The organism is Streptomyces endocoffeicus, assembly GCF_016741935.1.
Taxonomy (GTDB): domain Bacteria; phylum Actinomycetota; class Actinomycetes; order Streptomycetales; family Streptomycetaceae; genus Streptomyces; species Streptomyces endocoffeicus.
The window spans coordinates 34,025-59,952 of the sequence record NZ_JAERRG010000002.1 but is presented as its reverse complement, the minus strand read 5'-3'; the positions used below and the strand labels follow the sequence as shown (position 1 = coordinate 59,952).

Below are 25,928 nucleotides of genomic sequence, written 5' to 3'. Positions count from 1 at the left end.
GGCGCCGTAATCGCACAACCCGTCCCCTGAAGTGGGGCCGGTGGACGCGTTTCGCGACCACCGGCCCCACACCCATTGCTGCCTCAGGAGGACTCTCTCCGTACCAGCTGCGTCGGCAGCACCATCTGCGGTCGCTTGGCCGTGCGGTCCGAGCGTCCCGCGATCTCCTCCAGCAGCACCCGCACCATCGCCCGGCCCATCTCCTCCGTGGCCTGCCGGACGCTCGTGAGCGGAGGGTCCATATGGCGGGCGACGGCCGAGTCCTCGAAGCCGACCAGCGCCACGTCGTCCGGGACGCCGCGCCCGTTCTCGCGCAGCACCTGGCGGGCGCCCGCGGCCATCACGTCCGAGGCGGCGAAGACCCCGTCCAGGTCCGGGCGCTGGCTCAGCAGTTGCCGCATCGCCCGGCGGCCGCCCTCCTCGGTGAAGTCCGCGGAGGCCACCAGCTCCGCCTCCACCTCCCGGCCCGCCGCCCGGACCGCGGCGCCGTAGCCCTCCAGGCGGCACTGCGCGACATACATGTCCAGCGGGCCGGTGATGGTGGCGACCGTCTCGCGGCCGCGGCCGATGAGGTGCTCCACGGCGGACTGGGCGCCGCCGGTGTTGTCCGAGTCGACGTACGGGACGGTTTCGTGCGCCGAACGGCGGCCGCTGAGCACCGCGGGCATCTCGATCCGCTCCAGCAGATCCGGCAGCGGGTCGTCCGCGTGGACGGAGACCAGCAGCACCCCGTCGACCCGGTGCGCGGAGAGGTAGTCGGCGAGCCGCTGCCGTTCCTTGGGGGTGCGGATGAGGGTGAGCAGCAGCTGGAGATCGGTGTCGGCGAGTTCGGCGCCGACACCGCGGATGATGTCGGAGAAGTACGGTTCGGCGAAGAGCCGGGTCTCGGGCTCGGGGATGACCAGGGCGACGGCGTCGGCACGGTTGGCGGCGAGGGCGCGGGCCACCCGGTTCGGCACATAGCCGAGTTCGGCGACGGCCTGCTCGACGGCCGTGCGGGTGCGGTCGCTGACCCGGGGCGAACCGTTGATCACCCGGGAGACGGTGCCGCGGCCGACTCCGGCGCGGGCCGCCACCTCCTCGAGCGTCGGCCGTCCCCGCCCCGCGCCATGCCGCCGCGTTCCTGCCATATCGCGCCTCCAGCCGTCCATGCCCAGCAGCTCCAACCCCCCAAATGGGCGGCTGCGTGGACATTCAACAGCAGTGTGGTTTCGGGAAGTTGTTTCGCGCACTCCCTTGACACCCCAGCGAGGAGCCGCGACCCTTCAACACATCACAGCTGGGAGCGCTCCCACCGTACCTGAGTCATACACAACCCGCACGATGCCCACCCGACTCGATGCATCTCAAAGAGCCATGTATCACCACTTTTTGGCGGGAAGCCGTTGGGCGGGGCGCTAGGAGGACGGAATGCGCAGGAACACTGGTAGTCACCGCGGCAGAGCCGTGGTCCTCGCGGCCGTCGCCGCTTTAGGAGCCGGGCTGCTCAGCGGCTGCGCCGATGACGGCGACGACGGATCCGCCGACTCGTCCAGCGGCGGCAGCAGCAACGGCAAGACGGTCGTGACCGTCGGCACGTACGGCGTCATGGGTTTCAAACAGGCCGGGCTCTATGCCGAGTACACAAAGCTGCACCCGGATATCAAGATCGAAGAGAATGTGATCGACCCGGCCTCGAACTACTACCCGCAGCTGCTCACCCACCTCGGCTCGGGCAGCGGGCTCGCCGACATCCAGGCGGTCGAGGTGGGCAACATCAATGAGGTCACCACCACCCAGGCCGACAAGTTCGTTGATCTTTCGAAGGCGGACGGCGTCAAAAAAGAGAACTTCCTCGACTGGAAGTGGGCGCAGGCCACCGCCAAGGACGGAAAGACGATCGGCCTCGGCACGGACGTGGGCCCGATGGCGATCTGCTACCGCAAGGACCTCTTCCAGCAGGCCGGACTCCCGGCCGACCGTGAGGCGGTCTCCAAGCTCTGGGCGGGCGACTGGCAGAAGTACCTCGACGCCGGTAAGGACTACGCGAAGAAGGCACCGGGCGGAGCCGCGTTCCTGGACTCGGCCGGCGGACTGTTCAACGCGGCGGTCTCCGGCGGTTCGGAGGTCTACTACGACAAGAGCGGGAAGCCCATCTACAAGGACAGCCCGGCCGTGAAGAAGGCGTGGAAGCTGGCGACCGACGCGTCCGCGTCCAAACTCTCCGCGGGGCTCCAGGAGTTCACCAAGCCCTGGCAGCAGGCGCTCGCCAACGGCAAGTTCGCCTCCGTCTCCTGCCCGGCCTGGATGCTCGGCCAGATCAAGGAGTACGCCGGGGACAAGTACAAGGGCAAGTGGGACGTGGCCGACGCCCCCCGGCCCGCCAACTGGGGCGGTTCCTTCCTCTCCGTGCCGCAGGCGGCGAAGAACAAGGACGAGGCGGTCAAGCTCGCCACCTGGCTGACCGCGCCCGAGCAGCAGGCCAAGCTCTTCGAGAAGCAGGCGAGCTTCCCCAGCGCCCAGACCGCGTACGACCTGCCCCAGGTGGCCGACGCCAAGCTCCCGTACTTCGACAACGCGCCCATCGGCAAGATCTTCTCCCAGGCCGCGAAGGACAGTCCGACGCAGGTCCTGGGCCCGAAGGACGCCGTCATCAAGCAGAACTTCACCGATGTCGGCCTGCTCCAGGTCGAGCAGCAGGGCAAATCCGCCGACGAGGGCTGGAAGGCCGCGATCAAGACGAACGACAACGCGCTGGACCAGTGACCGGACATGACCGCACCTTCCGGTTTCACCCCTGATACGGCCGCGCCCCCCGCAGGGCAGGGGGGCGCGGCCCCGCGCGCCGCGACCGCGCCGGCGCCCGACCCGGCCGAGCAGCGGCGTCGCGACCGGCGCAGCCGCCGCTACCGCTGGGATGTGCGATGGAGCCCGTACGCCTTCGTCGCCCCCTTCTTCGTCTTCTTCGCCGCCTTCGGCCTCTTCCCCCTCCTCTACACGGGGTGGGCCTCGCTGCACCAAGTGGAGCTCACCGACCCCACCCATATGGAGTGGGCGGGGTGGCACAACTTCTCCAGGCTGTGGGAAGACGAATTCTTCTGGAAGGCGCTGCGGAACACCTTCACCATCGGGGTGATCTCCACCGTTCCCCAGTTGGTGATGGCCCTCGGGATCGCGCATCTGCTCAACTACCGGCTGCGCGCCTCGATGTTCTTCCGGGTGGCGATCCTCACCCCGTACGCCACCTCCGTCGCCGCCGCCACGCTGGTGTTCGCGCTGCTCTTCGGGCGCGACTACGGCATGGTCAACTGGTCCCTGGGGCTGGTCGGGCTGGACGGCATCGACTGGCAGAACGGCACCTGGACCTCGCAGATCGCGGTCTCCACGATCGTCATCTGGCGGTGGACCGGTTACAACGCGCTGATCTACCTGGCCGCCATGCAGGCCGTGCCGAACGATCTGTACGAGTCGGCGGCGCTGGACGGGGCCTCGCGCTGGAAGCAGTTCCTGCATGTCACCGTCCCGTCGCTGCGGCCCACCATCCTCTTCACGGTCGTCGTCTCCACGATCGGGGCCACCCAGCTCTTCGGTGAGCCGCTGCTGTTCAACACCGCGGGGACGGCCACCGGCGGCGCCGATCACCAGTACCAGACGCTCGGCCTGTACATGTACGAGCAGGGCTGGGTGAACCTGCACCTCGGCCGGGCCTCCGCCATCGCCTGGACGATGTTCCTGATCCTGCTGCTGATCGCCGCGGCCAACGCGCTGTTCGCGCGACGGCTGCGAAAGAGCCAGTGAGGGAGACGAGGAGAACCATGAGCGCCACTGTCTCTTCCCGGCAGACACTCGATCCGGCAGCTTCCGCGCGCACCGCTCCAGGGGGCGGAAAGGGCCGCAACCGAGCGGGCAGGCAGCTGCACGGGGGCAAGATCACCTACGCCGTGCTGATCCTGTTCACCGTCGGCTCGCTCTTCCCGCTGGTGTGGACCGCCATCGCCGCCTCCCGCACCAACACCCGGCTGGCCCAGACACCCCCTCCCCTGTGGTTCGGCGGCAACCTCTTCAACAACCTGGACAAGGCGTGGAACGGCGCCAACATGGGCACCGCGCTGCTCAACACGACGGTGGTGGCGGGCACGGTCGCGGCGTCGACCGTGCTGTTCTCGACCATCGCGGGCTTCGCCTTCGCCAAGCTGCGCTTCCGCTTCAAGAACATCCTGCTGATGCTCACCATCGGGACGATGATGGTGCCGCCCCAGCTCAGCGTGGTGCCGCTGTACATGATGGTGGCCAAGCTGGAGTGGACCGACCAGCTCCAGGCGGTCATCGTGCCGACGCTCGTCAGCGCCTTCGGGGTCTTCTTCATGCGGCAGTACCTCTCCCAGGCGCTGCCGACCGAGCTGATCGAGGCGGCGCGGATGGACGGCGCGAGCAGCTTGCGGATCATCTGGCATGTCGTCTTCCCGGCGGCGCGCCCGGCGATGGCGGTGCTGGGGATGCTCACCTTCGTCCAATCGTGGAACGACTTCTTCTGGCCGTTCATCGCGCTCACCCAGAACGGCAACCCGACCATGCAGGTGGCACTGACCGGTCTGAGCCGTGGATACACCCCGGATCAATCACTGATCATGGCGGGGGCGCTGCTGGGCACCCTGCCGCTGCTGATCGCCTTCGTCCTCTTCGGCAAGCAGATTGTGGGGGGCATCATGCAGGGCGCGGTCAAGGGCTGAGCGGCCCGCGACCACCGTTCCGTCCTCCCTCCCCGTTTCCTCCCCTCCCCACGACCTCGAATGGGAGCGCTTCCATGACTCTTACCTTCCCGCCCGGATTCCTGTGGGGCGCGGCCTCGGCCGCCTATCAGGTCGAGGGCGCCGCCCAGGAGGACGGCCGTACCCCCTCCATCTGGGACACCTTCAGCCACACCCCCGGCAAGGTGCTCGCCGGTGACACCGGTGATGTGGCGGTCGACCACTACCACCGCTTCCGCGAGGACGTCCGGCTGATGGCGGAGCTGAACCTGGGGGCGTACCGCTTCTCGGTGTCCTGGTCGCGGGTGCAGCCGACCGGCCGGGGACCGGCCGTGCAGCGCGGGCTCGACTTCTACCGGTCGCTGGTGGACGAGCTGCTGGGCGCGGGCATCCAGCCGGTGGTCACCCTCTACCACTGGGACCTGCCCCAGGAGCTGGAGAGCGCAGGCGGGTGGCCGGAGCGAGAGACCGCCGAGCGGTTCGCCGAGTACGCGGGCATCGTGGCGGAGGCGCTGGGCGACCGCGTCGAGTTCTGGACCACCCTCAACGAGCCGTGGTGCAGCGCCTTCCTGGGCTATGGCTCGGGGGTGCACGCCCCGGGCCGCACCGAGCGGCTGGCCCCGCTGCGCGCCGCCCACCATCTGAACCTCGCCCATGGCCTCGGCGCCCAGGCGCTGCGCGCCGCGCTCCCCGCCCGCGCTCAGATCGCCATCAGCCTCAACCCGGCCGTGGTCCGGCCGCACAGCGACAAGCCCGAGGACCAGGACGCGGCGCGGCGTATCGACGCACTGGCCAATCGGGTCTTCACCGGGCCGCTGCTGCGCGGCGCGTACCCCAGCGACCTGATCAAGGACACCGCCTCGATCACCGACTGGTCGTTCGTCCGCGATGGCGATCTGGCCGTCATCAAGCACCCCCTGGACGCGCTGGGCATCAATTACTACACACCGTCATTGGTATCAGCCGCCACCGACAACGACGGTTCGCCCGCCCGCCACGACGGCCACGGCGCCAGTGCCCACTCCCCGTGGCCGGGCTCGGAGGGGGTGGCGTTCCACCAGACCCCGGGCGAGCGCACCGAGATGGGCTGGACGATCGACCCGACCGGGCTGCACGACCTGCTGATGCGCTACAGCCGTGAGGCGCCGGGCGTGCCGCTGTACATCACCGAGAACGGCGCCGCGTTCGACGACAAGCCGGACGCGGAGGGCGCGGTCCACGATCCGCGGCGGATCGACTACCTCCAGGCCCATCTGGCCGTGGCCCACCAGGCCATCGCGGACGGCGCCGATCTGCGCGGTTACTTCCTGTGGTCGCTGATGGACAACTTCGAATGGGCGTACGGCTACAGCAAGCGCTTCGGCGCGGTCTACGTCGACTACCCGACGCAGACCCGGGTGCCGAAGTCCAGCGCCCGCTGGTACGCCCGGGTGGCCCGCACCGGAGAGCTTCCGGCGGTCTGACCGGGGCGCGCGTCCGCGGTGCCGCCCGCTGGGGGGCGGGCGGCACCGCGGACGGCGGCGGAGGCGGGCAGCGGGGCGCAAGCCGGCCGGAGCGTTCTTCCTTCAAAGGGGTTACGCCCTGATCCACCCGGCGGAAGGGCGCCGTCATCCGTGGAGAATGCCTGGTAAACCCATTGAGACATGAGAGCATTTCCGGAGCGCCGGCAGAGGTTCCGCGATGAGCCATCCGGTCGGCGCGCGCCCGCCGGAAAAGGCGAGGCCCTCGCCGGCTGGTTCGACGGCCGGGTGGGCCTGTTCACGATGGCCAAGGCCAATTTGCGCAAGGTCTTCCCCGACCACTGGTCCTTTCTGATCGGTGAGATCGCCCTCTATACGTTCGTCATCATCATTCTGACCGGTGTCTATCTGACCCTGTTCTTCAAACCGGCGATGAACGAGGTGATCTACGACGGCCGGTGGACGCCGCTGAACGGCATCCGCATGTCGCAAGCGTACGAGTCCACGCTGAACATCAGCTTCGATGTGCGCGGCGGACTGCTGATGCGGCAGGTTCACCACTGGGCGGCGATCGTCTTCATCGCCAGCATGATCGTCCATATGATGCGGACGTTCTTCAACGGCGTCTTCCGCAAACCGCGCGAGATCAACTGGCTGTCCGGCGCCGGTCTGCTGATCCTCGGGATGTTCGACGGCTTCATGGGCTATTCGCTGCCCGACGATCTGCTGTCCGGCACCGGTCTGCGCTTCATGGAGGGCGCGATCCTGTCCGTCCCGATCGTCGGCACCTATCTGTCGTTCTTCTTCTTCGACGGCCAATTCCCGGGAATGGCGGTCGTGCCACGGCTTTTCACCGTGCATGTGCTGCTCATTCCGGGCATCATGCTCGGGCTGCTGGCGCTCCATATGATCCTGCTCGTCTATCACAAGCACACCCATCAACCGGGGCCCGGAAAGAAGAACATGAATATCGTGGGGCCGCCCCTCTGGCCGGTCTATGTGGCCAAGTCCGGCGGATTCTTCTTCCTGGTCTTCGGCGTCACCACCCTGATGTCGGCCATCGCCCAGATCAATCCGGTGTGGTCCTACGGCCCCTACCGCCCCGACCAGGTGTCCACCGACGCCCAGCCCGACTGGTACATGGGCTATTCCGAGGGGCTGATCCGGCTGATGCCGGGCTGGGAGATCAATCTCTGGGGCCACACCCTGGTGCTCGGGGTGCTGATCCCCTTCCTGGTCTTCCCCATGGTGCTGCTGGTCATCTGGCTCTATCCGTTCCTGGAGGCGTGGATCACCGGGGACCGGCGCGAGCACCATCTCAATCAGCGCCCACGCAACGCCCCGACCCGCACCGCCTTCGGCGCCGCCTGGATCGCCCTCTACGCGGTGCTGCTGGCGGGCGGCGGCAATGACCTCATCGCCACCCACTTCCAGCTGTCGATCAACGCGATCACCTGGACCTGCCGGATCGGCTTCTTCGTGGTGCCGGTCGTGGTCTTCGTGATCACCAAGCGGATCTGTCTCGGCCTCCAGCACAAGGACCGGCAGATGCTGCTGCACGGCCGCGAGACCGGCACCATCCAGCGGTTGCCGCACGGCGAGTACGTCGAGGTGCACGAGCCGCTCTCGCCCGGGGAGAAGTACACGCTGACCGCGTATGAGCAGTATCTGCCGCTGGAGCTGCCGCCGACGGTCGACGAGGCCGGGGTCGCCCGGAAGCTCTCCTTCAAGGAGCGGCTGCGGGTCTCGCTGTCCCGGAGCTACTTCGGTCGCGACGGCCAGGTCGCCAAGCCGACGAAGGAGCAGGTGGCCGAGCACGAGGAGCACGAGGCGGAGGAGGCGGAGGAGCGGGCCGAGGAACCGCAGCGGCCCTAGGGGGTGTCCGCCATGTCCGGCGGACCGTGACGCCTGCGGCGGGCCACGCGGCGGAGCCGCATATCGGTGCTTCCCCCTCCCCGCCCCTTCCCGGCACCTGACGATATGCGGCTCCGCCGCGTGGGGGGCTCCGCCCCAGACCCCGCTCCTCAAACTCCCCCAGCTACCGCTGAGAGGTGCCCCCTGGAGGGGCTGGAAGTCAGGCCGACGGAAGCGGCGGGGCGCGGTGGGTGGGGGATTCCTTCCGCGCCCCGCCGTGTGGGGGGTTTCCGTGGGGGGTGGTGAATGCGGGGCTTATCCGGCTACGTCGTCGTCAGCCGTTGACGGCGCCGAACGCCTTGGCGAACGCGAACTCTTCCTGGTCGATCGAGCTGCAGGTCGGCGACGCGGTGTCCTGCGGGCTGGGGCACTGCTTGTCCCGGGTCGCGGACCACATCGACAGCCAGGCCAGGCCCTTGGACTTGGCGAACTCCACCACCTGGGAGGCGTCGTCGACCTTGAATATCTCGTTCTTGACGTCGTTGACGCCGATCATCGGGGTGACCGCGACGGCCTTCCACGCCTCGTCGTCGTTCAGCCCGAGCGCTTCCTTGATCTGGCCCTGGGTCGCGGTGGCGGCGTCGATCGCGTACTGGCCCATGTCGCCGTCGAAGGACGCGCCGTAGTCCATCGCCATGATGTTGACGGCGGAGACCTTCACACCGTTCTTCTTGGCGTCGGCGACGAGGTCGACACCGTCCTGGGTGAGGCCGGTCGGCAGCACCGGCAGGGTGAAGGAGACGTCCAGGTCCGAGTGCTGTTGCTGCAGCTTGGCTATCGCCTGGGCGCGGCGGGTGTTGGCCTCCTTGTTCGGGAGCGCGCTGCCCTCGATGTCGAAGTCGACCTTGGTGAGCTTGAGGGCGTCCACGACCTTGCCGTAGGCCGCGGCGAGCTCGTCGGCCGAGGTGCAGACCAGGCCCAGCTCGGAGCCGGAGGCGCCGCCGAAGGAGACCCGGACGTCGCCGCCCTTCGCGCGCAGCGCTTCGGTCTGCTTGGCCACCTCGTTGTCACCGACCTCGGTGCCGCCGCCCCACTTGGGGGTACAGCCGCCACCGGAGGTGATGAAGGCGAGGTTGAACTCCTTGACGCCGGTCTTGTCGGCGGTGCCCACCATGTCGTAGGCGGGGTAGAGCGAGGTGTCGATGTACGGGGCGAAGCCGCCCGCCGCCGCGGCGGGCTTCTCGGAGGCGGTGGTCTTCTCGGAGACGGTTCCCGCGTTCGCCGCCCCGCTGAGCGCGAACGCCGTGCCGCCGGCCACGAGGGCGGCGGCGGTCGCGCCGATCACCTTGGTGGTCCGGCCGGCCTTGCGACGGTGCGTGCTGCTCATCAGGTGCCTGCCTTCGCTGTACGGATGTGGGGGGTGATGGTGCGGGCGACACGCTAGCGAGGGGAAGTCGGACAAACGGCAGGATCCGTGCACCGGCCACGGATCTTATGGCTGCCTTAAGGAACCCATCGGCGGTGATTAATGCTCCGCGGGCTCCTTGGCCCTGCCGCGGCCCCTGGTCCTCTTCTTACGGCCGCGCCGCCGCTGCCCCGGGTCGGCGGATCCGGCACCGTTCAGCGAGAGCCACACCCGTACCTCGGTGCCGCCCAGCACGGACCGCCCGATCCGCAGATCGCCGCCCGTGGACTCCGCGACCCGGCGCACGATGTCCAGGCCGAGGCCGGTCGAGCCGGGGCCGCCGTCGCCGTGGCCCCGGCGGAGCGCCGCGTCCGGGTCGGCGATGCCGGGGCCCGCGTCCGAGACCAGGATGATCACGCTGTCCTCGCCGTTGTGGACGTCGACCGCGAGCGCCGTGCCCTCGGGCGTGTGCCGGAAGACATTGCCGAGCAGGGCGTCCAGCGCGGCGCCCAGTTCGGGGCGGGCGACCGGCACCCTTACGGTGCGGTCGACCCCGGCCAGCCGCACCGTACGGTCCTCGTCCTCGGCGAGCGCGGACCAGAACTCCATCCGGTCCCGGATCACCTCGGAGGCGTCGCAGCCGGAGGGGGTGTGGGTCTTCTGCTGGCGCGCGGTGCGGATGATCTGGTCGACCTCGCCCTCCAGCTGGGCGACGGCGGCACGGGTGTGGTCGGCCGCCGGTCCCTCGCCCAGCGAGGCGGCGTTGAGGCGCAGCACGGTGAGCGGGGTGCGGAGCCGGTGGGAGAGGTCGGCGGCCAGCTCACGCTCACCGGCCAGGAGCTGGACCACCTGGTCGGCCATGGAGTTGAACGCGGCGGCCGCCGCCCGGAGTTCGGCCGGGCCGTCCTCCGGGACGCGCACCCCGAGCTCGCCCCGGCCCAGGTCGTGGGCGGCCCCGGCGAGCCGCCCGGCGGGGCGCACCAGCCGGGTGCCGAGCCGGTCGGCGATGGCCACCGCGCCGACGATCAGCGCGAGGCCGACGCCCGCGAGCACCAGCCACGACGTGGTCACCCCGCTGGTGACCACGCCGCGTGGGACGTACACCTCCACGACCGCGACCTGACCGCTGCTCAGCGCGGTCGGCTGGAGCAGCGCGTAGCCCCCGGGGGCGCCGGACACCGAGGCGCGGCCGAGCCGCCGCGCGGTGGCCAGCTCGCCCCTGGGCGCACGGCTCTTGCCCAGGTCGTAGCCGCTTCCCCGCTTCCCCGGCTCATCGGGGACGTGCAGCGCCATCCGGCCGTCCCCGCCCGCCTGGGTGCTGGCGACCGCGCGCTGCAGCCGCGCCCGCTCGGTGGTGATGGCGAGCGCCGGGCCGATGGTGGCGGCCTGCCGCTCGGCGTCGGCGAACGCCCGGTCCCGGGCCAGCTCCTTGACGACGAGTCCGAGCGGTACGGCGAAGGCGACCACGACCATCGCCGTGACCGCCAGGCAGACCTTGACCAGGGCCCATCTCACGTGTGCTCCGCCGGGGGCTCCAGTTTGACCCCGACCCCGCGCAGCGTATGGAGATAGCGCGGCCGGGCGGCCGTCTCGCCCAGCTTGCGGCGCAGCCAGGACAGATGGACGTCGATGGTCTGGTCGTCCCCGTACGCCTGCCGCCAGACCTCGGCGAGGAGCTCCCGGCGCGGCACCACGACGCCGGGCCGCCCGGCGAGATAGGCCAGCAGATCGAATTCCCGCCGGGTCAGATCGAGCGCCATCCCGTCCAACTGGGCCTGACGGCGCAGCGGATCGACGGCCAGTCCGCCGACCCGGAGCACCGCGGGGGGCGCCGCCGCGCCGCCCGGCTCACCCGGCCCGCCCCCGCGCGCACGGCGCAGCACGGCGGTCATCCGGGCGGAGAGATGGGCCACGGAGAACGGTTTGACCAGGTAGTCGTCGGCGCCGTCGTTGAGCAGCCGGACGATCTCACCCTCGTCGTCACGGGCGGTGGCCACGATGACCGGCACATCGGTGATGCCGCGCAGCATCTTGAGCGCCTCCGCCCCGTCCAGATCGGGCAGGCCGAGGTCCAGGATGACGACGTCGAATCCGATCTGCGCCACCTCGCGCAACGCCTCCAGGGCGGTGCCGACGCTGCGCACGGTATGGGACGCCTCGGTCAACTGCCGTATGAGGGCTGAGCGCACGAACTGGTCGTCCTCGACCACTAGCACACTTGCCATGAGCGGCACCGTACGCCATTCGGGTGAGGCAAGATGAGGAAGATGCAAAGAGGTCTGGTCCAATGTCTGGCCTGGGTGCTGGCGACCGGCGCCGCGGTCACGCTGTCGTGGTACGGCGTGCGGACGGTGCTGACCGGTACGGCCTACGATCCGCCGCGCGCGCTGCCGATCACGGACGGCTCGGGGTCGGCGAACGGGGCCTGGTCCTCCTCCACGCATCGCCCCAAACCGCCCTCGCCCTCGGCCACTTCACCGTCCTCGCCGTCCTCGCCCTCGCCTCCTGGGACGGCCGCGGGGTCCGGCGGGGACAAGGACAAGGAGTCCGGTTCGGCCGGGCGCACCCGGAAGCCGACGCAGACGCCGTCCCGGCGGGAGTCGGCGCGGCCGGAGGAGAGCGGGGAGGTGCGCAGCTATCCGGCCAAGGGCGGCCGGGCGGTCTTCGACATCCGGGCGGCGTCGGCGGATCTGGTCTCGGCGACCCCGGACGGCGGATGGCAGATGCAGGTGTGGAAGCAGAGCGAGTGGATCCGGGTGGACTTCGTCTCCGGGGCCGACACCACCACCATCTTCTGCACCTGGCACGACGGCCCGCCCCAGGTCCGCATCGACGAGCACTAGATCGACGAGCACTAGGACGAGCACCTGGAGGTGTCCGACGGATCGTGACGCCTGCGGCGGGCCACGCGGCGGAGCCGCATATCGGTGCTTCCCCCTCCCCGCCCCTTCCCACAACTGGGGCTCCGCCCCAGACCCCGCTCCTCAAACTCCCCCAGCTACCGCTGGGAGGTGCCCCCTGGAGGGGCTGGAAGGCGGGGCTCCGCCCCCGAGCCCGGGGTCCAGGGGCGAAGCCCCCGCCACGCGGCGGACGCCCCGTAAGCGCTTCGCTGGAAGTGGCCTGAGCTGCCGTCGATCGTCTGCGGCGCCGTCGCCGGGCGCGCCCACGCGGCGGAGCCGCGCGTCAGGCGAAGACGGCGGGCGGCGGGGGCGGGGAAGGGGCGGCGGTCGCGTCGGTGACCGGGGCCGCGCCACCGGTGAAGTCCGCGAGCACACGCCCGTGTTCGACCCGGGCGGGGTGCGGATCGCCCGCGGCGCGGCGGGTGAGCTCGGCCAGCGGCAGCTCGCGGTCGGCGGCCAGCAGCACGGCGTTGCCGAAGCGGCGGCCGCGCAGCAGGGCGGGGTCGGCGGTCAGGCACACCTCGGCGAACGCGGCGCGGGCGGTGGCGATCTGGGCCTTCAGATGGGCCAGCGGCGGGCCGTCGGCGAGATTCGCCGCATAGCACCCGTCGGGGCGCAGGGCGCGGCGCACCTCGGCGAGGAACTCCGCGCTGGTGAGATGGGCGGGCGTACGGGCCCCGCTGAAGACATCCGCGATGATCAGATCCGCCCAGCCGTCGGGCACCTTGGCGAGCCCGGCCCTGGCGTCGGCGCCGCGCACCCGTATCCGGTCACCGGGGTCCAGCGGCAGCTCACGCCGGACGAACTGGACGAGCGGGGCGTCGATCTCGATGATCTGCTGGGTGGAGCGGGGGCGGGTGGCCGCTATATAGCGGGCGAGAGTGAAGGCGCCGCCGCCCAGATGGACCGCGTGCAGCGGGCGGCCGGGAGGGGCGGCGAGATCGGCGACATGGCCGAATCCGCGCTGGTATTCGAAGTCGAGATGGGCCGGGTCGTCGAGGTCCACATGCGACTGCGGCTTGCCGTCGATCAGCAGCGTCCAGCCGCGCGGCCGGTCCCGGTCCGGCACGAGCTCGGCGAGCCCCCCGTCGACGGATGCGGTGACCGGCTCGGGGCTGCGTCCCCGCGCCGCTCCGCGCCCGCGCGCGGCTCGCTTGTTCGTGCCTTTCGCCATGTGTCCCAGTATGGGGCCGACCACTGACAGCCCCGGGACTCACTGGCAGCGGTCGACGGCCTCGATCGTGCGGGCCGCCTCACCGAGCGCCGCCCGGAGCTCGGCGGGGTCGGTGGCGACCGTGTACGCCGCGTCGGGCGGCACCAGCCAGCCGGTGCCGATGCCCGGCGGGGCCTCGTTCCCGGCCGCGCCGGATTCACCGTCTCCGGGTTCTCCGTCTCCGGATGCGAGGTCTCCGGTTGCGAGGTCTCCGGATTGACCGTCTCCGGATTCGCAGGTCCCGTATGCGGGATCCCCGAATGCGGAGTCTCCGGTTCGGGTGTCTCCGGCCTCGGCGGGGGTGCCGGAGCCGGAGTCGATATTTATCCGGATCCCGCGCCCGGATGTCTGGGTGCACGCCGAGCCCGGCAGGTCCCAGCCGTCCGCCGTGCCGGGCGGGACCAGGAAGCCGAGGGTGTCGCAGGCGTTGTCATGCAGGACGGGGCCGAGGCCGTCGCACGCACGACGCAGGATGTCCACCGCCTCCAGCCCCTGGCGGGCGGGCACGGTGACGAGATCGCAGTCCTGGCGCTGGGGGTGCTGGGGGTGCTGGGCAGTCGTCCGTGAGCGGCTGGTATCCACTCCGGCCTCCCTCTTCATCGGGTAGCACCTGGTTCAACGCGCGGCGGTGTCAACGGCTACGGCCGAATGCCGCCGTAAAGGATGGCAGTTCATGGCAGATCGTGGGCGAGACATCACATTTGCCGGAAATCTCCGAGTGTCGTGGATCGCGCAGCCGGTACGGTTCTCCCCCGCCCACCTGGCATCACCAAGGGAGAGGCTCAGATGACGCCGCTTCCAGAGCCCCCGCCACCCCGGCCGAACACCGCGTTCCGCCGACTGCGCGGCCAGCTCTCGCCCTCCGAGTTCGCGGCGTCCGTACGCCGCGCCGCCCGTGAGATCGGCGAGCAGGTCTCCTGCGACGCCCGCTATATCGGCCGTGTCGAGTCGGGGGCGATCCGCTGCCCCAACTACGCGTACGAGCGGGTCTTCCGTCATATGTTCCCCGGCCGCACCCTTACGGATCTCGGCTTCGCCTCCCGCGAGTCGGTGCGCGGCCATCAAGCGCGCGGCCCCGTGGACCCTCCCGTCCCCGTATCCGTCCCCTTTCCCGGCCCGCGCCCCGGGCCCTGCGAGCCCCAGGGCAAGGGGTCCGTCGACGTCTTCGAGGAGAGCGAACTGCTGCGCCGCTCGTTCATGGCCGGTGGGGCGGCGGCCGCCGCCGTGGCCGCCGCGCCCCGGGCCGGGACACCGCCCCGGCGGGCGGGGCGGCGGGTGGGCGAGGCCGAGGCCGCCGCCGTGGAGGAGGCCGTACGGCGGATCCGGGTGCTGGACGACCGGCACGGCGCCGACCCCCTCTACGCGCACACCGCCAAACCGCTGAGCGCCGCCTACGCCCTGCTCGACGCGGGCGGCTACAACCGCTCGATCGCCGAGCGGCTCTTCGCGGGCGCGGGCGAACTGGCCATCTCGGTGGGCTGGCTGGCCCATGACTCCGGGCGGCTGTCCGACGCCCGGTCCCACTACGCCGAGGCCCTGGCCACCGCGCGGGTCTCCGGCGACGCCGCCCTGGAGGCGCACGCGTTCTGCAACACCGCCTTCCTCGCCCGCGACGCCGGACACCCCCGCGAAGCCGTAAGGGCGGCGCAGGCGGCCCAGCGGGTCGCCGAGCGGCTCGCCTCGCCACGGCTGCTGTCCCTGCTCGCGCTGCGCGAGGCCGGGGGGCTCGCCTGGCTGACCGACCGGGGCGGCTGCGAGCGGGCGCTGCTGCGCGCCCGGACGCTGTTCGAGCGCGGGCCCTGCGACGCCGACCCCGAGTGGATGAGCTTCTTCGGGGAGGCCGAACTGGAGGGGCTGGAGGCGCAGTGCTGGTCGGCGCTCGGCGACTGGAAGCGCGCCGTGGAACACGCGCGGCGCGCGGTCGCCCTCCAGAACCCCCACTTCACCCGCAATATCGCGCTGTTCACCACGGAGCTGGCGAGCGATCTGGTGGCGGGCGGCGCGCCGGACGCGGCCGCCGCCTCGGCCGGCCGGGCGCTCGGCCTACTGGACCAGGTGAAGTCGTCGCGGATCCGCCGGATGCTCAACGACACGGCCCGGATACTTCGTCCTTACGGTCGCGATGCGGCGGTCGCGGACTTCCTCGCCCGCTATGAGACGGCCGCCGCCCGCCCCGGGGCCACCGCCTGTCCCGGGGCCACCGCCCGTCCCGAACCGGCCGCCCGTCCCGAGGTCACCGCGCGCCCCGAACCGGCCGGCCTCACCAGCCCGGTCTGACGCCGGTTCGGCGCCTCGATCGGGATGGCCGGTTCAACGGCCGGTTCAGTCGAGATGACCGGTGTCGTTCCAGCGCTCGATGGCGGGCTCGCCGTACGCCCAGCCGAGCACCGACAGGGACGTGGGATCGAGCCGGATACGGGCGGCGAAGGAGGCGTCATGGCCGAGCCAACGGGCACCCAGCGTCCGCAGGATGTGGCCGTGCGCGAAGACCAGCACATCGCGGTCGGCCGAGCGCGCCCACTCCACGACCTCGTCGGCCCGCGCCGCGATCGAGGCGATCGACTCGCCCTCGGACACCCCGTCGCGCCAGATGAGCCAGCCCGGCCGGATGGCCTTGATCTCGTCGGGGGTCATCCCCTCGTACGCGCCGTAGTCCCACTCCAGGAGCGCGTCCCACTCCCGCGCCCGGTCGCCGAAGCCCGCCAGGGCGCAGGTCTCCTTCGCCCGCGCCAGCGGGCTGGTGCGCACCTCGACGTCCGGGAGGCCCGCCCAGGGGCCGTGGTGCAGCCGCTCGCCGAGCAGTTCGGCGCCGCGCCGCCCCTCGTCCAGCAGCGGGATGTCCGTACGGCCGGTGTGCTTCCCGGTCAGCGACCACCGCGTCTGTCCGTGCCGGGCCAGGAGGATGCGTGGGGCCATGGGGCAGTGCCTTCTTTCACCGGATCCGCACCGCCGCGCCGCCGTGCGCCGTTACACGTCGCTGCCTGCGGTTTCGTGCACATCACGGGACCGGCACATGGCCGATCACCATCCCTCCATCATCGCGCACGTGATCGGCAGGCAACCTCCGGGTCACTCCTGGCGTCTTCCAGGCTGCGCGCGAGTCCGCCGGGGGGTCCCGACTGTGGGCGCGCTCGCGGATGGGGGCGGTGCGTAGGTCGCTTCGCCTACACCGTACGGTTGACCGCGCGCCTTTTTCTGGCCGGCTGAACTTTGGAGAGCGTCCGAATGCCCTTTACCGTGCCCCGTGCCGGAGCAGCACAGGGCAGTCGGCCCCGTTGGTGGACCGAACTGCCGCTCATAGCGGCGGTGTACGCCGCGTACTCGGCCGGTCGGCTCCTGGCCCGCGGCGATGTGTCCACCGCCGTCGATCACGGTCTGGCGATCCTCCATTTCGAACAGCGTCTGAACATCGACTTCGAGTCGCCGCTGAACGACCTCTTCACGGCCAACGCGTTCATAGGCATACCTGCGGACTTCGCCTACGCCTCGCTGCACTACGTCCTCACCCCGGCCATCCTGATGTGGCTGTGGAAGCGCCGTAAGGCGTCGGACTACCGCTTTCTGCGCACCTGGCTGCTGGTCTCCACCGTCATCGGCCTCATCGGCTTCACGCTGCTGCCCACGTGCCCGCCGCGGCTCCTGGACGCGAGCTACGGCTTCGTGGACACCATGGCGCAGTACGGCTCGTACGGCTGGTGGGGCGGCGACGCCAGCGCACCGCGCGGGCTCGGCGGGCTGACCAACCAGTACGCGGCGATGCCCAGCCTCCATGTGGGATGGGCGCTGTGGTGCGGCGTCTCCCTGTGGCGGCACGGACGCTCGGTGTGGGCCAAGGTCGGCGCGGTCGGCTATCCGCTGGCGATCACGCTCGTGGTGATGGGCACCGCCAACCACTACTTCCTGGACGCGGCCGCCGGCGTCGCCGCCATGGGGCTCGGGGCGCTGCTGGCGGGCCCGGCGCTGCGGCTCGCGGACGCCGTGCGCACCCGTCTGCGCCCGGCCCAGGAGGCCCCCGTCGTCTCCCGAAACGCGGGTGTGCCCGCGAATGTCGGTGACAAGTGCGAGACTTCGGCGCGTGAACGGGAACGGATCCCCCGACAGCAGGGCAGGGGCGCGGACAGGCAACGCACCGACGGTGCCGCGGACGACGGCGGCCGGGGAGCCGGTGCCGGTACCGGCGGCCGGGGCGCCACGGCCACGGGCGGCGCGGCCTCCACGGCAGGCGACGGGGCTCCGGCAGCGGCTCGCTGAGCTGCGCGGCCCGGCCACCGCTCCCCGTCCGATGGACGCCCGAGCGCTGGCGGCGCTGGCCGCCAACCCGGGCTGCCGCCGCCGCGCGCTGCTGGACGGGGCCGGAGTCGACAAGGGCGCGCTGGCGCAGGCCCTGGGGGCTCCCGCGAACTTCGGGCAGTCGCAGTTCGCTCATCAGCGCGGCAACTCCTTCGAGGCCCGGGTCAAGGCCGACGGCGGCGCGGATCTGGTGCGGCTGCTGCACGAGCGGCTGCGCGACGGCTCGGAGCCGCCCGGCCCCGGCGCCGTCGCGACCCCCGATCTGACCGCGCCCGGACCGCAGGGCCGTACCGCCCGTACGGCGCTCGCGCTGCGGGAGGCCACGGAGGCGGGGGGCTGGGCGCTGCTGGACCATCCGATGGTGAGCCTGGACGTCGCGGGGTCGCCCGCCTTCCTGGAGCCGGACGCGGTCGTGGTCCACCCCGACGGGTCGTGGACGGTCATCGAGATCAAGTCCTTCCCCATGGTGGACGGCTCCGCCGACCCTGCCAAGGTGGGCGCGGCCGCCCGGCAGTCGGCGGTCTACACGCTGGCGCTGGAGCGGGTGGCGTCGATGATCGGCGAGCCCGAGGAGGGCGGCGACGCGGCGGATCCGACGGAGGCGGCGGAGGTAACGGAGGCGGCGGACAGGGCGGACCGCGCTCCCGTACGGGCCCGGGTGCGGCGTCAGGCGCTGCTCGTGTGCCCCAAGGACTTCTCCAACCTGCCGACCGCCGAGCTGGTCGATGTGCGCAAGCAGCTGGCGGTCACCCGGCGGCAGCTGGACCGGCTGACCCGGATCGAGGAGATCGCCGCCGCCCTCCCCGAGGGCACCACCTTCGACCTCCGGCTCACCGACGACGGCCGGCTCCCGACCCGGCCGGCCGAGGAGCTCACGGCCGCCGTGGACACGGTCGACGCGGCGTACGCGCCGGAGTGCCTGTCCACCTGTGAGCTGGCCGCCCACTGCCGGACGCGGTCCCGCGCGGCGGGACAGGTCGAGGCGCTGGGCCGTGGCGTCCGGGGCGAGCTGGGCGGGCTCACTACCGTGGACGCCGTCCTTACGGCCGCCATGCACGGCCCCGCCGACGAGGCTCCCAGCGGTGACCCCGCCGTGGACGCCCTGCGCCGCGCGGCGGCCCTGCGCGCGGAGGCGCTCGCGTCCCGCCCCGAGGCGGTGGCATGTCGCTGATCAGCACCCTGGCCCGGATGGAGGCGGTCCGGGAGGGGCGGGCCCAGCCCCTGACCACCGTGCGCCACCGCCATCTCTCGGAGCGTCCGCTGGCGTTCGTCCCGCTCACCACCGCGGGTGAGGCGGGGGCGCCGCTCGGGGCGCTGGTGGGCACCGACCGGGACGCGCCACGGCTGCTGATCGTGGCCCAGCCGCGCGACCGCGACCTGCGGTTCGCGTTCCTCGCCGAGCTCGCGGAGGAGATCCAGCCGTATCTGGACTCGTACGGGGACGAGGTCGAGCTGGAGGAGCGCAAGGAGACCGATCCCGAGACCGGTAAGAAGGTGCCGGTCCAGGTCGAGCTCTGTGCGGACGCGCCGCAGCTGCTGGTGCCCAGCGCCGCGGGCGTGGCGTTCGTCCGGCTGCTGGGCCGGTCGATGCGGTTCCGGCGGACCGCCGAGCAGGACCCGGAGACGCCCTTCCCGGCGCCCGCGCGCGTACCGCTGCTGGGCCGCTGGCTGACCCACTACGGGGAGCGGGCGCGGGTGCCCGGCTCCTGTCTGCTGCTGTCGCTCACCGAGCTGCTGAGCCGTCACTGGGCGACCGGACAGAGCAATCTCGAGGATCAGCACCTGGGCTCGCTGCTCGCCTGGATCGACCCCCCGGAGGGCGTGCCGGGGGCGGAGGCGGCGCTGCGGGCGGAGTCGGAGCGGGACGAGGACGGCCGGCTGAGCTGTCCGCCCGCCGGACCGGCCACCGACCCCGCCTTCGACAACAAGCTGCTGGCCCCGGCGATGTCCCGCTACGACGCGGCCCGCGCCGAGGCGTCACAGGGCGTGGCCGGGGGCGCGGCGCGGCTGCGGCTCGCCGAGGCGGAGCTGCGCGGGCTGATCGAGTCGCAGCTGCGGCCCACCTGGGACGCGCTGTGGCGCGGGGTGGATCTGCTGCGCGCCCTCCCGGAGGGCGCGCGGGTGGCCGACCGCTGGAAGCGGGACCGCTGGTCCTACACCGGCCACCGGGACCGGGTCCGGGCCGGGGAACCGCCGCAGCCCAAGCTGGACGACGCGGTGACGGCGGCGCAGAAGCTCGCCGCGCGCGAGACCGCGCAGGCCCAGCTGGACGCCCATGAGGCGCTGGACGATCCGCTGGTCATGGCGGGGCGGCGGCTGGCCGGTGAGGCATTCGCGGGCGAGGTGATCGATGTGGAGATGGCCTGGTCGGACGCCAAGGTGCCGCGTCCGCGCCCGCTGGTCACGATCCGCACCGAGGACCGTCCGCACCTGGCCGAGCGGGTCAAGCTGCACCGGGTCACGGCCGACGGCAGGGCGCAGAGCGGGGAGTTCGCCGGTCTCGCGGACCTGGACGGCGCTGACGGGTCCGAGGAGGCCGACGAGGCCGACGGAGCCGATGCCGTGGAGGGCCGGGGCGATGCGGACAGCCCGCGCAATGCGGATAGTCCGGGCGATGCCGACGGCCCGCGCCGCGCGCTGGTGGTGCGGCTGACCGGCGGGATGGGCCGGGGCAAGCAGCCCGAGCCGGGCACGGTGCCCGAGAAGGGCGACCGGGTGTGCTGGACGCTGTTCGAGCACGCCCCGCGCGGCGGCCCCGAGCTGCCCGACGCGGAGAGCACCCCATGGACCCACGGCGGCCCGCCGGACGCCGCCGCCCCGGCCCAGGGCCCCCAGCCCGACCCGATGACCGAGGAGGACTATCTGTGATCGGCGCGGACCCGGCCGCCGCCGCGGCCCACCCGGGCCGTGCCCGCGCGGGCGAGCCGTTCGACCCGTCGGCCGCCGCGGCGCGGGCCACCGAGGCGATCCTGCACGACACGCTGCACGGAGCGGACCGCGGCGTCGTCGTGGACTCCCCGCCCGGTGCGGGCAAGTCGACGCTGGTGGTGCGGGCGGCGCGGGAGCTGGCCGCCGCCGGGCGGCCGCTGATGGTGGTCGCGCAGACCAACGCCCAGGTGGACGATCTGGTGGACCGGCTGGCCACGGCGGACCCCGACCTCCCGGTGGGGCGGCTGCACAGCAGCGATCCGCATCCGTACGACCCGTTGCTCGACGGTCATGCGTCGGTCCGCGCCTCCGCGAAGATCGCCGACCTCGCCGGGCTCGACATCGTGGTCTCCACGGCCGCGAAGTGGGCGCACATCAAAAACGTCGAGCCGTGGCGGCACGCGATCGTGGACGAGGCATACCAGATGCGCTCCGACGCGCTGCTGGCGGTCGCCGGGCTGTTCGAGCGGGCGCTGTTCGTGGGCGACCCGGGGCAGCTGGACCCGTTCAGCGTGGTGGGCGCCGACCAGTGGGCGGGGCTGTCGTACGACCCGTCGGCGAGCGCGGTCACCACTCTGCTCGCCCACAATCCGCGGCTTCCGCAGCACCGGCTGCCGGTCTCCTGGCGGCTCCCGGCCTCGGCCGCGCCGCTGGTCTCGCACGCGTTCTACCCGTACACGCCCTTCCGCAGCGGCACCGGCCACGGCGAGCGGCGGCTGAGCTTCGGGGTGGCCTCCGACGGCTCGGGCCCCGACCGGGTGCTGGACGAGGCCGCCGCGTCCGGCTGGGGGCTGCTGGAGCTGCCCGCCCGGCGCACTCCGCGCACCGACCCGGAGGCGGTGGCGGCCGTGGCCCAGGTGGTGCGGCGGCTGCTGGACCGGGGCGCGGTGGCGGTCAGCGAGCGGTCCGACGAGCCGCAGCCGGTCGCGGCGGACCGGATCGCGGTGGGCACGGCGCACCGGGACCAGGCGGCGGCGGTCCGGGCGGCGCTGGCGGGGCTCGGGGTCTCCGGTGTCACCGTCGACACCGCCAATCGCCTCCAAGGGCGTGAGTTCGATGTCACGGTCGTGCTGCACCCGCTGTCGGGGCGGCCGGATGCCACGGCCTTCCACCTGGAGACAGGGCGGTTGTGCGTGCTGGCGTCGCGGCACCGGCAGGCGTGTGTGGTGGTGTGCCGGGCGGGGGTGGCCGAGCTGCTGGACGAGCACCCGTCCACGGAGCCGGTGCAGCTGGGCGTCACGGTGAAGTTCCCGGACGGCTGGGAGGCGAATCACGCGGTGCTGGCGCACCTGTCCGAGCACCGGGTGGCATGGCGACCGTAAGGGTGTGAGGGAGGCGTCCCAGATGTCGTAAGGGCCTGGCTGTACGGTGCGTCACCGGGGTGAGGGGTGCGGCCATGGTTCAGGGGGCGGCGGGGTGGGGAGAGACCCCAGGTCGGCGGCGTACGGCGGGGGCGCCCTTGCCCTACGCGCGACAATGGAGACGACAAGACCCGCGAACCGTACGTGTCTCACGAGCCAGGAGGAGAGATCACATGCCCGAGCCGGATTCGGCTCACGGCCGGCACGGCTCCGCGCCCCGGCGGCTGAAGCCCGCGCCCCTGCTCTTCGAACCGGCCGCCGCCGCGTCGGACGAGGCGCACTTCTTCGACCTGGAGTCGATCGAAGACCCGCGTGAGCTGCTGTCCCGCTCGACGGAGTTGGTGCTGGCGTTCCGCGCGGCGACGGACCGGGCCATGGAGTTCCAGGCGATGGCGGCCGCGCAGCTCGCCGACCCGAGGCGGTTCGATCGGCTGACCGCCGCCGTGATCGCCGAGCGTGCCGAGTGGACCGAGGACTACGCCAAGAAGATGGTCGAATTCGGTCGTGAGCTGATGCGGGGCGGCGAGGTGCTGGACTGACGGCAGGCGTGAGCCCGAGGCATATGCGGCGGGAAGGTACCCGATACCGCCATCCGATGTCCCGGTTTTGTCTCATCTCTCTACACCGTCAGCGCTGGCGGTAAAGGTGGAAACATGAGCAGATCGCCGCAGGACTCACTTCACACCGCCGCCTTCGTTACCCCGGCAGGCGCGGACTGGCTCGCCTCGGCCAGCGCCTCCCCGCGCGGTGTGCAGGCCCTGTGGGCCGCCGCCCCGACCGCCCCGGTGACGCTGCCGTGCGGCACGGCGTTCGACGTGATCAGCATGGACGCGCTCTTCGGCCGCCGGGTGGTGGGCCGGTTATGGACCGACGGCCCCGGCACCGGACCGGTCGCGGCCCAGGGCGGCCGGGTCATGCTCTTCGCCACCCCGGGGACCGCCCAGCGGCTGCCCGCGCTGCTCGGCTGGGAGGAGTGGGGCGCGGCCGCTCCCCCGCTGCTCTGCTACGGCCGGGGCGACGCGGTGACCGTGCCGCCGCTGTTCCCGCCGGACCCCGGAACCCAAGAGTCCGGAACCCGGGAGTCCGCCTCGATGCCGTCGCCGCGCTGGCTGGTCGCGCCCGATGTCCGCGGCCCCTGGCTGCCCGGCCCCGAGGTACTGCTGTGGGCCTGTGTGAGGGCGGCCCGCACCGCCGGTGGTGATCTTGTCGGCACGGCTGTGACCAGCGCACCCGCCGCCTTTCCGGGCTGAAACTTATCGATTTTCACTCCATGGCGTCCGGGTGCTAAGGTCTCCTACGTCAGCAGGCGCCGCTAGCTCAGTTGGTTAGAGCAGCTGACTCTTAATCAGCGGGTCCGGGGTTCGAGTCCCTGGCGGCGCACAGACAGCGAAAGGCCTCCCACTTCGGTGGGGGGCCTTTCGCGTGGCCCGGCGACACAGGTCGCGCGTGGCGGCGAACTCACACCGCCGGGCCCGCGAGCCGGATGACCGCCCGCACCGCCTTGTCCGGGCCGGGCATCGCGAGCGCCTCCCGGCGCAGGGCGTGCGCCGCCGCGGCGTACGAGGGCCGCTCCAGCAACGCGAACAGATCCAGGGCCAGCCGGGCGCCCGCCGCCCGCGCCCCGGGCCGGGCGGCGTCGAGGGCGTCGGCGGGCAGATACATCCCGGCACCCGCCCGGGCCAGCCGCACCCCGTTCAGCTGGTGCTCCAGGCGGGGCGCGACGACCAGTTGCGGCACCCCGGCCATGGCGGCGGCCAGCACCGCCGCGCCCCCGCCCTGGTGGAGCAGCGCCCGGCAGCCCGGCAGCACCCGGTGCAGCGGCCCGGCGGGCGGCCGCCCCTCGGCGGCGCTTCCCACCCGGACGACCTCCACGCCCCGCGCCTCGGCGGCCCACAGCGCGGCCCGTACGGCGTCCGGCGGACCACCGGCGTCGTCCCACGCCGCGCACACCCGCACCGGCCCGGTGCGCCTGGGGCCGCCGCCCGGCCCGCGCCGCCCGTTCGACGCGGCGGCGTAGCGCCCGGGGTGCCCGGGGCGCCCGAGGTGTTCGTGGCGCCCGGGGTGCCCGGGGTGCCCGGGGTGCGCCCCGGCGCGGCGGGCCTCGTACGGCGACGGCGTCTCATCCGGCGATGTCCCGTCGTGCGGTACGAAGCGCACCGGCAGCCGCCGCGCCCGCGAGGGCAGCGCGAGGCTCGGCGGACAGGGATCGAGCCACAGATCGGGCTCGCGCGCCGGATCGGCGCCGTAACGCCGCATCAGCCGGGCGTAGCCGGGCAGCGGGGGGCCTTCGAGCCGCTGCCGGTCCAGCCGCAGGACGGCCGCGCTCCCCCACAGCTGGCCGACCGCGGGCACGCCCAGCGCCCCCGCGGCCACCGTGCCCGCGTACGCGCCCGCGTCGTGCACCACCAGCTCCGGCTGCCAGCAGCGGGCGAAGGCCACCAGGCCCTGGGCCATCGCCTCGGCGATCCGCACCTGCCGGTCGCCGCACGCGCGCAGCACACCGTGCTGCTCCGGGGTGAGCGCGGCGGGCCGCACCGGCCAGTCCGTGGGCCAGATGCCGCGCGGGCGGCGCGCCCCGTCCGGCGCTCTGACCACCGCCATGGGCAGGGCGCCGATCTGCACCGGCACCAGGCCGGTGCGGGCGACGGCCGCCGCGCACTCGGACGGCACCGCGACCCGCACCTGGTGCCCGGCCTCGAGCAGGGCGCGGGCCAGCGGCACCATGGGGACAAGATGGGCACCCGAGGCCCAGGTCGTGAACAGGACGCGCACGGTCACCTCCCGCAGAGGTCGAGCCGGCCGGACCGACCCGTCCGGCCGATGGACATGACACCGAGCCGACCCCTCGCACCCCCGGCGGGCTCAGCGGCGCCCCGCGAGCGTCAGCGTCTCGCCGGTGATCGCGCCGTTGGCCGCCGAACACAGGAAGACGAGAGCGCGGGCGATGTCCTCGGGGGTGGTCGTGGGGCTTTCGGGGGTCGTGGGGCCCTCGGGCGTGGTGAGGCCCTCGGGGACGGTGGGCGGCCGGTCAGGCGGGGTCGGCGGCCGGTCGGGCGGGGTCGGCGGCCGGTCGGGCCGGGTGGGTGGCCGGTCGGGCGGGGTGGGCCCGGGGCACACGGCGTTGATCAGCACTCCGTCCCGGCCCACCTCGCCCACCAGACCGCGGACCAGACCTTGCAGCCCGGCCCGCGCCACCGCGTGGAACTCCCCGCCAGGGTCCCCGCCCGGGTCGCCGTCCGGCACATGCGGCGGGGCCACCAGCGCGATCCGGCCCCAGCCGCGCTTGCGCATCCCGGCGACGGCCCACTGGGCGGTGCGGATCGCGGGCGCGAAGGCGTCGGCGACGAGCGGCCGCCAGTGCTCCTCCGGGACGTCCTCGAACCGGGCGTGCGGCTCGCGCCGCGCGCCCCTTCGCCGGGCGGCCGCCACCAGCACGTCCAGCCCGCCCCAGTGCTCCTCCACGGCGGCCACGACCCAGCGCGGCGACGCGGCGTCGTCCAGGGCGTACGGCACGGCGAAGGCCCTGCCCCGGTCCGGCCCGGACAGCTCCACGGCCAGCGCCTCGGCGGCCTCGCGGCGGTGCCGGAAGGCGAGCGCGACCCGGGCGCCCTGCTCCACGAAGGCGCGTGCGGCGGCGCTGCCGATGGCTCCGGTGGCCCCGGTGACCAGGACCGTGCGCCCCTCCAAGCCGAGGTCCAACATGGGCGCTCCTCGCGGTCGTTCCCACTGAGAAGGCCATGGTCGCCGCCGTGACTCGAGCCCGCCTCGACCCGCGCCCGACCCGCTACGG

At 72.6% G+C, this 25,928-nt stretch carries 22 protein-coding genes and 1 tRNA gene; 14 read left to right on the top strand and 9 right to left on the bottom strand.

Annotated elements, in window-relative coordinates; genetic code table 11:
- Positions 1-83: 83 nt before the first annotated feature.
- Entirely contained in the window at positions 84-1,130 is a 1,047-nt protein-coding gene (locus JK364_RS08225; protein ID WP_201849097.1) for a LacI family DNA-binding transcriptional regulator, read from the bottom strand.
- A gap of 280 nt (positions 1,131-1,410) precedes the next feature.
- Between JK364_RS08225 and JK364_RS08220 the strand changes: the two genes are divergently transcribed.
- The 5 genes from JK364_RS08220 to qcrB all read left to right on the top strand — a co-directional run bounded on the left by JK364_RS08220 (position 1,411) and on the right by qcrB (position 8,062).
- Positions 1,411-2,745, top strand: coding sequence for an ABC transporter substrate-binding protein (locus JK364_RS08220; protein WP_201849096.1), 1,335 nt, complete (start codon positions 1,411-1,413; stop codon positions 2,743-2,745).
- Positions 2,746-2,751: 6 nt separating this feature from the next.
- Positions 2,752-3,777 carry a carbohydrate ABC transporter permease gene (locus JK364_RS08215; RefSeq protein WP_201849095.1) on the top strand — a complete coding sequence of 342 codons (1,026 nt, stop codon included), beginning with the start codon at positions 2,752-2,754 and terminating at the stop codon, positions 3,775-3,777.
- Positions 3,778-3,794: 17 nt separating this feature from the next.
- The gene (locus tag JK364_RS08210) at positions 3,795-4,709 is read left to right on the top strand and encodes a carbohydrate ABC transporter permease (protein ID WP_201849094.1); all 915 of its coding nucleotides are present in this window, start codon (positions 3,795-3,797) and stop codon (positions 4,707-4,709) included.
- Between the two features lie 74 nt (positions 4,710-4,783).
- On the top strand, positions 4,784-6,190 hold the full coding sequence (locus JK364_RS08205; RefSeq protein ID WP_201849092.1) for a GH1 family beta-glucosidase: 1,407 nt from the start codon (positions 4,784-4,786) through the stop codon (positions 6,188-6,190).
- 180 nt (positions 6,191-6,370) lie between these two features.
- A complete protein-coding gene (gene qcrB / locus JK364_RS08200; protein WP_201849090.1) occupies positions 6,371-8,062 on the top strand; it encodes a cytochrome bc1 complex cytochrome b subunit in 1,692 nt (563 codons plus the stop codon).
- Between the two features lie 313 nt (positions 8,063-8,375).
- On the opposite strand, the gene JK364_RS08195 is transcribed toward qcrB, so the two are convergent.
- The 3 genes from JK364_RS08195 to JK364_RS08185 form a co-directional block, all read right to left on the bottom strand.
- On the bottom strand, positions 8,376-9,428 hold the full coding sequence (locus tag JK364_RS08195) for a chitinase (RefSeq protein ID WP_201849088.1): 1,053 nt from the start codon (positions 9,426-9,428) through the stop codon (positions 8,376-8,378).
- Between the two features lie 138 nt (positions 9,429-9,566).
- Positions 9,567-10,961, bottom strand: coding sequence for a sensor histidine kinase (locus tag JK364_RS08190; protein WP_201849086.1), 1,395 nt, complete (start codon positions 10,959-10,961; stop codon positions 9,567-9,569).
- Positions 10,958-11,671 (bottom strand): response regulator transcription factor, encoded by a 714-nt coding sequence (locus JK364_RS08185; RefSeq protein ID WP_201849084.1) that lies wholly within the window; start codon positions 11,669-11,671, stop codon positions 10,958-10,960. The genes JK364_RS08190 and JK364_RS08185 overlap by 4 nt, the downstream gene beginning before the upstream one ends.
- Positions 11,672-11,713: 42 nt before the next feature.
- On the opposite strand from JK364_RS08185, the gene JK364_RS08180 reads away from it, so the two are divergent.
- Complete coding sequence (locus tag JK364_RS08180) at positions 11,714-12,289, top strand: hypothetical protein (RefSeq protein WP_201849082.1); 576 nt, start codon at positions 11,714-11,716, stop codon at positions 12,287-12,289.
- 340 nt (positions 12,290-12,629) lie between these two features.
- On the opposite strand, the gene JK364_RS08175 is transcribed toward JK364_RS08180, so the two are convergent.
- Both JK364_RS08175 and JK364_RS08170 read right to left on the bottom strand, forming a co-directional pair.
- On the bottom strand, positions 12,630-13,520 hold the full coding sequence (locus JK364_RS08175; RefSeq protein WP_201849080.1) for a spermidine synthase: 891 nt from the start codon (positions 13,518-13,520) through the stop codon (positions 12,630-12,632).
- 39 nt (positions 13,521-13,559) lie between these two features.
- Positions 13,560-14,141, bottom strand: a complete 582-nt coding sequence (locus tag JK364_RS08170) for a hypothetical protein (protein ID WP_307841190.1) — start codon at positions 14,139-14,141, stop codon at positions 13,560-13,562.
- A 204-nt stretch (positions 14,142-14,345) separates the two neighbouring features.
- On the opposite strand from JK364_RS08170, the gene JK364_RS08165 reads away from it, so the two are divergent.
- On the top strand, positions 14,346-15,836 hold the full coding sequence (locus JK364_RS08165) for an NsdA family TPR-like regulatory protein (RefSeq protein ID WP_230991619.1): 1,491 nt from the start codon (positions 14,346-14,348) through the stop codon (positions 15,834-15,836).
- 45 nt (positions 15,837-15,881) lie between these two features.
- On the opposite strand, the gene JK364_RS08160 is transcribed toward JK364_RS08165, so the two are convergent.
- Complete coding sequence (locus JK364_RS08160; protein ID WP_201849076.1) at positions 15,882-16,475, bottom strand: histidine phosphatase family protein; 594 nt, start codon at positions 16,473-16,475, stop codon at positions 15,882-15,884.
- Between the two features lie 309 nt (positions 16,476-16,784).
- Here JK364_RS08160 and JK364_RS08155 point away from each other — a divergent pair, with 309 nt between their 5' ends.
- The 7 genes from JK364_RS08155 (at position 16,785) to JK364_RS08125 (ending at position 23,518) form a co-directional block, all read left to right on the top strand.
- Entirely contained in the window at positions 16,785-17,810 is a 1,026-nt protein-coding gene (locus tag JK364_RS08155; protein ID WP_201849074.1) for a phosphatase PAP2 family protein, read from the top strand.
- Positions 17,811-17,841: 31 nt separating this feature from the next.
- A complete protein-coding gene (locus JK364_RS08150) occupies positions 17,842-19,020 on the top strand; it encodes a hypothetical protein (protein WP_201849073.1) in 1,179 nt (392 codons plus the stop codon).
- Positions 19,011-20,717 carry a hypothetical protein gene (locus JK364_RS08145; RefSeq protein WP_201849071.1) on the top strand — a complete coding sequence of 569 codons (1,707 nt, stop codon included), beginning with the start codon at positions 19,011-19,013 and terminating at the stop codon, positions 20,715-20,717. Before JK364_RS08150 ends, JK364_RS08145 begins: the two co-directional genes overlap by 10 nt.
- Positions 20,717-22,099, top strand: coding sequence for an AAA family ATPase (locus JK364_RS08140; protein ID WP_307841215.1), 1,383 nt, complete (start codon positions 20,717-20,719; stop codon positions 22,097-22,099). Before JK364_RS08145 ends, JK364_RS08140 begins: the two co-directional genes overlap by 1 nt.
- 212 nt (positions 22,100-22,311) lie before the next feature.
- Positions 22,312-22,677 (top strand): DUF8844 domain-containing protein, encoded by a 366-nt coding sequence (locus JK364_RS08135; RefSeq protein ID WP_201849069.1) that lies wholly within the window; start codon positions 22,312-22,314, stop codon positions 22,675-22,677.
- A 114-nt stretch (positions 22,678-22,791) separates the two neighbouring features.
- Entirely contained in the window at positions 22,792-23,388 is a 597-nt protein-coding gene (locus JK364_RS08130) for a bifunctional DNA primase/polymerase (protein WP_201849067.1), read from the top strand.
- Between the two features lie 56 nt (positions 23,389-23,444).
- Positions 23,445-23,518 (top strand) — tRNA-Lys (locus JK364_RS08125).
- A 78-nt stretch (positions 23,519-23,596) separates the two neighbouring features.
- Here the strand turns inward: JK364_RS08125 and JK364_RS08120 are convergent.
- On the bottom strand, positions 23,597-24,910 hold the full coding sequence (locus tag JK364_RS08120) for a nucleotide disphospho-sugar-binding domain-containing protein (protein WP_201849065.1): 1,314 nt from the start codon (positions 24,908-24,910) through the stop codon (positions 23,597-23,599).
- 90 nt (positions 24,911-25,000) lie between these two features.
- Positions 25,001-25,840 (bottom strand): SDR family NAD(P)-dependent oxidoreductase, encoded by an 840-nt coding sequence (locus tag JK364_RS56895; protein WP_201849063.1) that lies wholly within the window; start codon positions 25,838-25,840, stop codon positions 25,001-25,003.
- Positions 25,841-25,928: the final 88 nt, after the last annotated feature.

Bases quoted from the DNA above. Each gene is read 5' to 3' on its own strand.
- JK364_RS08175 (WP_201849080.1), bottom strand. From the start codon at position 13,520: ATGGCGAAAGGCACGAACAAGCGAGCCGCGCGCGGGCGCGGAGCGGCG.
- JK364_RS08210 (WP_201849094.1), top strand. From the start codon at position 3,795: ATGAGCGCCACTGTCTCTTCCCGGCAGACACTCGATCCGGCAGCTTCC.
- JK364_RS08150 (WP_201849073.1), top strand. From the start codon at position 17,842: ATGGACGCCCGAGCGCTGGCGGCGCTGGCCGCCAACCCGGGCTGCCGC.
- JK364_RS08165 (WP_230991619.1), top strand. From the start codon at position 14,346: ATGACGCCGCTTCCAGAGCCCCCGCCACCCCGGCCGAACACCGCGTTC.
- JK364_RS08130 (WP_201849067.1), top strand. From the start codon at position 22,792: ATGAGCAGATCGCCGCAGGACTCACTTCACACCGCCGCCTTCGTTACC.
- JK364_RS56895 (WP_201849063.1), bottom strand. From the start codon at position 25,840: ATGTTGGACCTCGGCTTGGAGGGGCGCACGGTCCTGGTCACCGGGGCC.
- JK364_RS08160 (WP_201849076.1), bottom strand. From the start codon at position 16,475: ATGGCCCCACGCATCCTCCTGGCCCGGCACGGACAGACGCGGTGGTCG.
- JK364_RS08205 (WP_201849092.1), top strand. From the start codon at position 4,784: ATGACTCTTACCTTCCCGCCCGGATTCCTGTGGGGCGCGGCCTCGGCC.
- JK364_RS08145 (WP_201849071.1), top strand. From the start codon at position 19,011: ATGTCGCTGATCAGCACCCTGGCCCGGATGGAGGCGGTCCGGGAGGGG.
- JK364_RS08220 (WP_201849096.1), top strand. From the start codon at position 1,411: ATGCGCAGGAACACTGGTAGTCACCGCGGCAGAGCCGTGGTCCTCGCG.
- JK364_RS08155 (WP_201849074.1), top strand. From the start codon at position 16,785: ATGCCCTTTACCGTGCCCCGTGCCGGAGCAGCACAGGGCAGTCGGCCC.
- JK364_RS08225 (WP_201849097.1), bottom strand. From the start codon at position 1,130: ATGGCAGGAACGCGGCGGCATGGCGCGGGGCGGGGACGGCCGACGCTC.
- qcrB (WP_201849090.1), top strand. From the start codon at position 6,371: ATGAGAGCATTTCCGGAGCGCCGGCAGAGGTTCCGCGATGAGCCATCC.
- JK364_RS08195 (WP_201849088.1), bottom strand. From the start codon at position 9,428: ATGAGCAGCACGCACCGTCGCAAGGCCGGCCGGACCACCAAGGTGATC.
- JK364_RS08180 (WP_201849082.1), top strand. From the start codon at position 11,714: ATGCAAAGAGGTCTGGTCCAATGTCTGGCCTGGGTGCTGGCGACCGGC.
- JK364_RS08185 (WP_201849084.1), bottom strand. From the start codon at position 11,671: ATGGCAAGTGTGCTAGTGGTCGAGGACGACCAGTTCGTGCGCTCAGCC.
- JK364_RS08135 (WP_201849069.1), top strand. From the start codon at position 22,312: ATGCCCGAGCCGGATTCGGCTCACGGCCGGCACGGCTCCGCGCCCCGG.
- JK364_RS08215 (WP_201849095.1), top strand. From the start codon at position 2,752: ATGACCGCACCTTCCGGTTTCACCCCTGATACGGCCGCGCCCCCCGCA.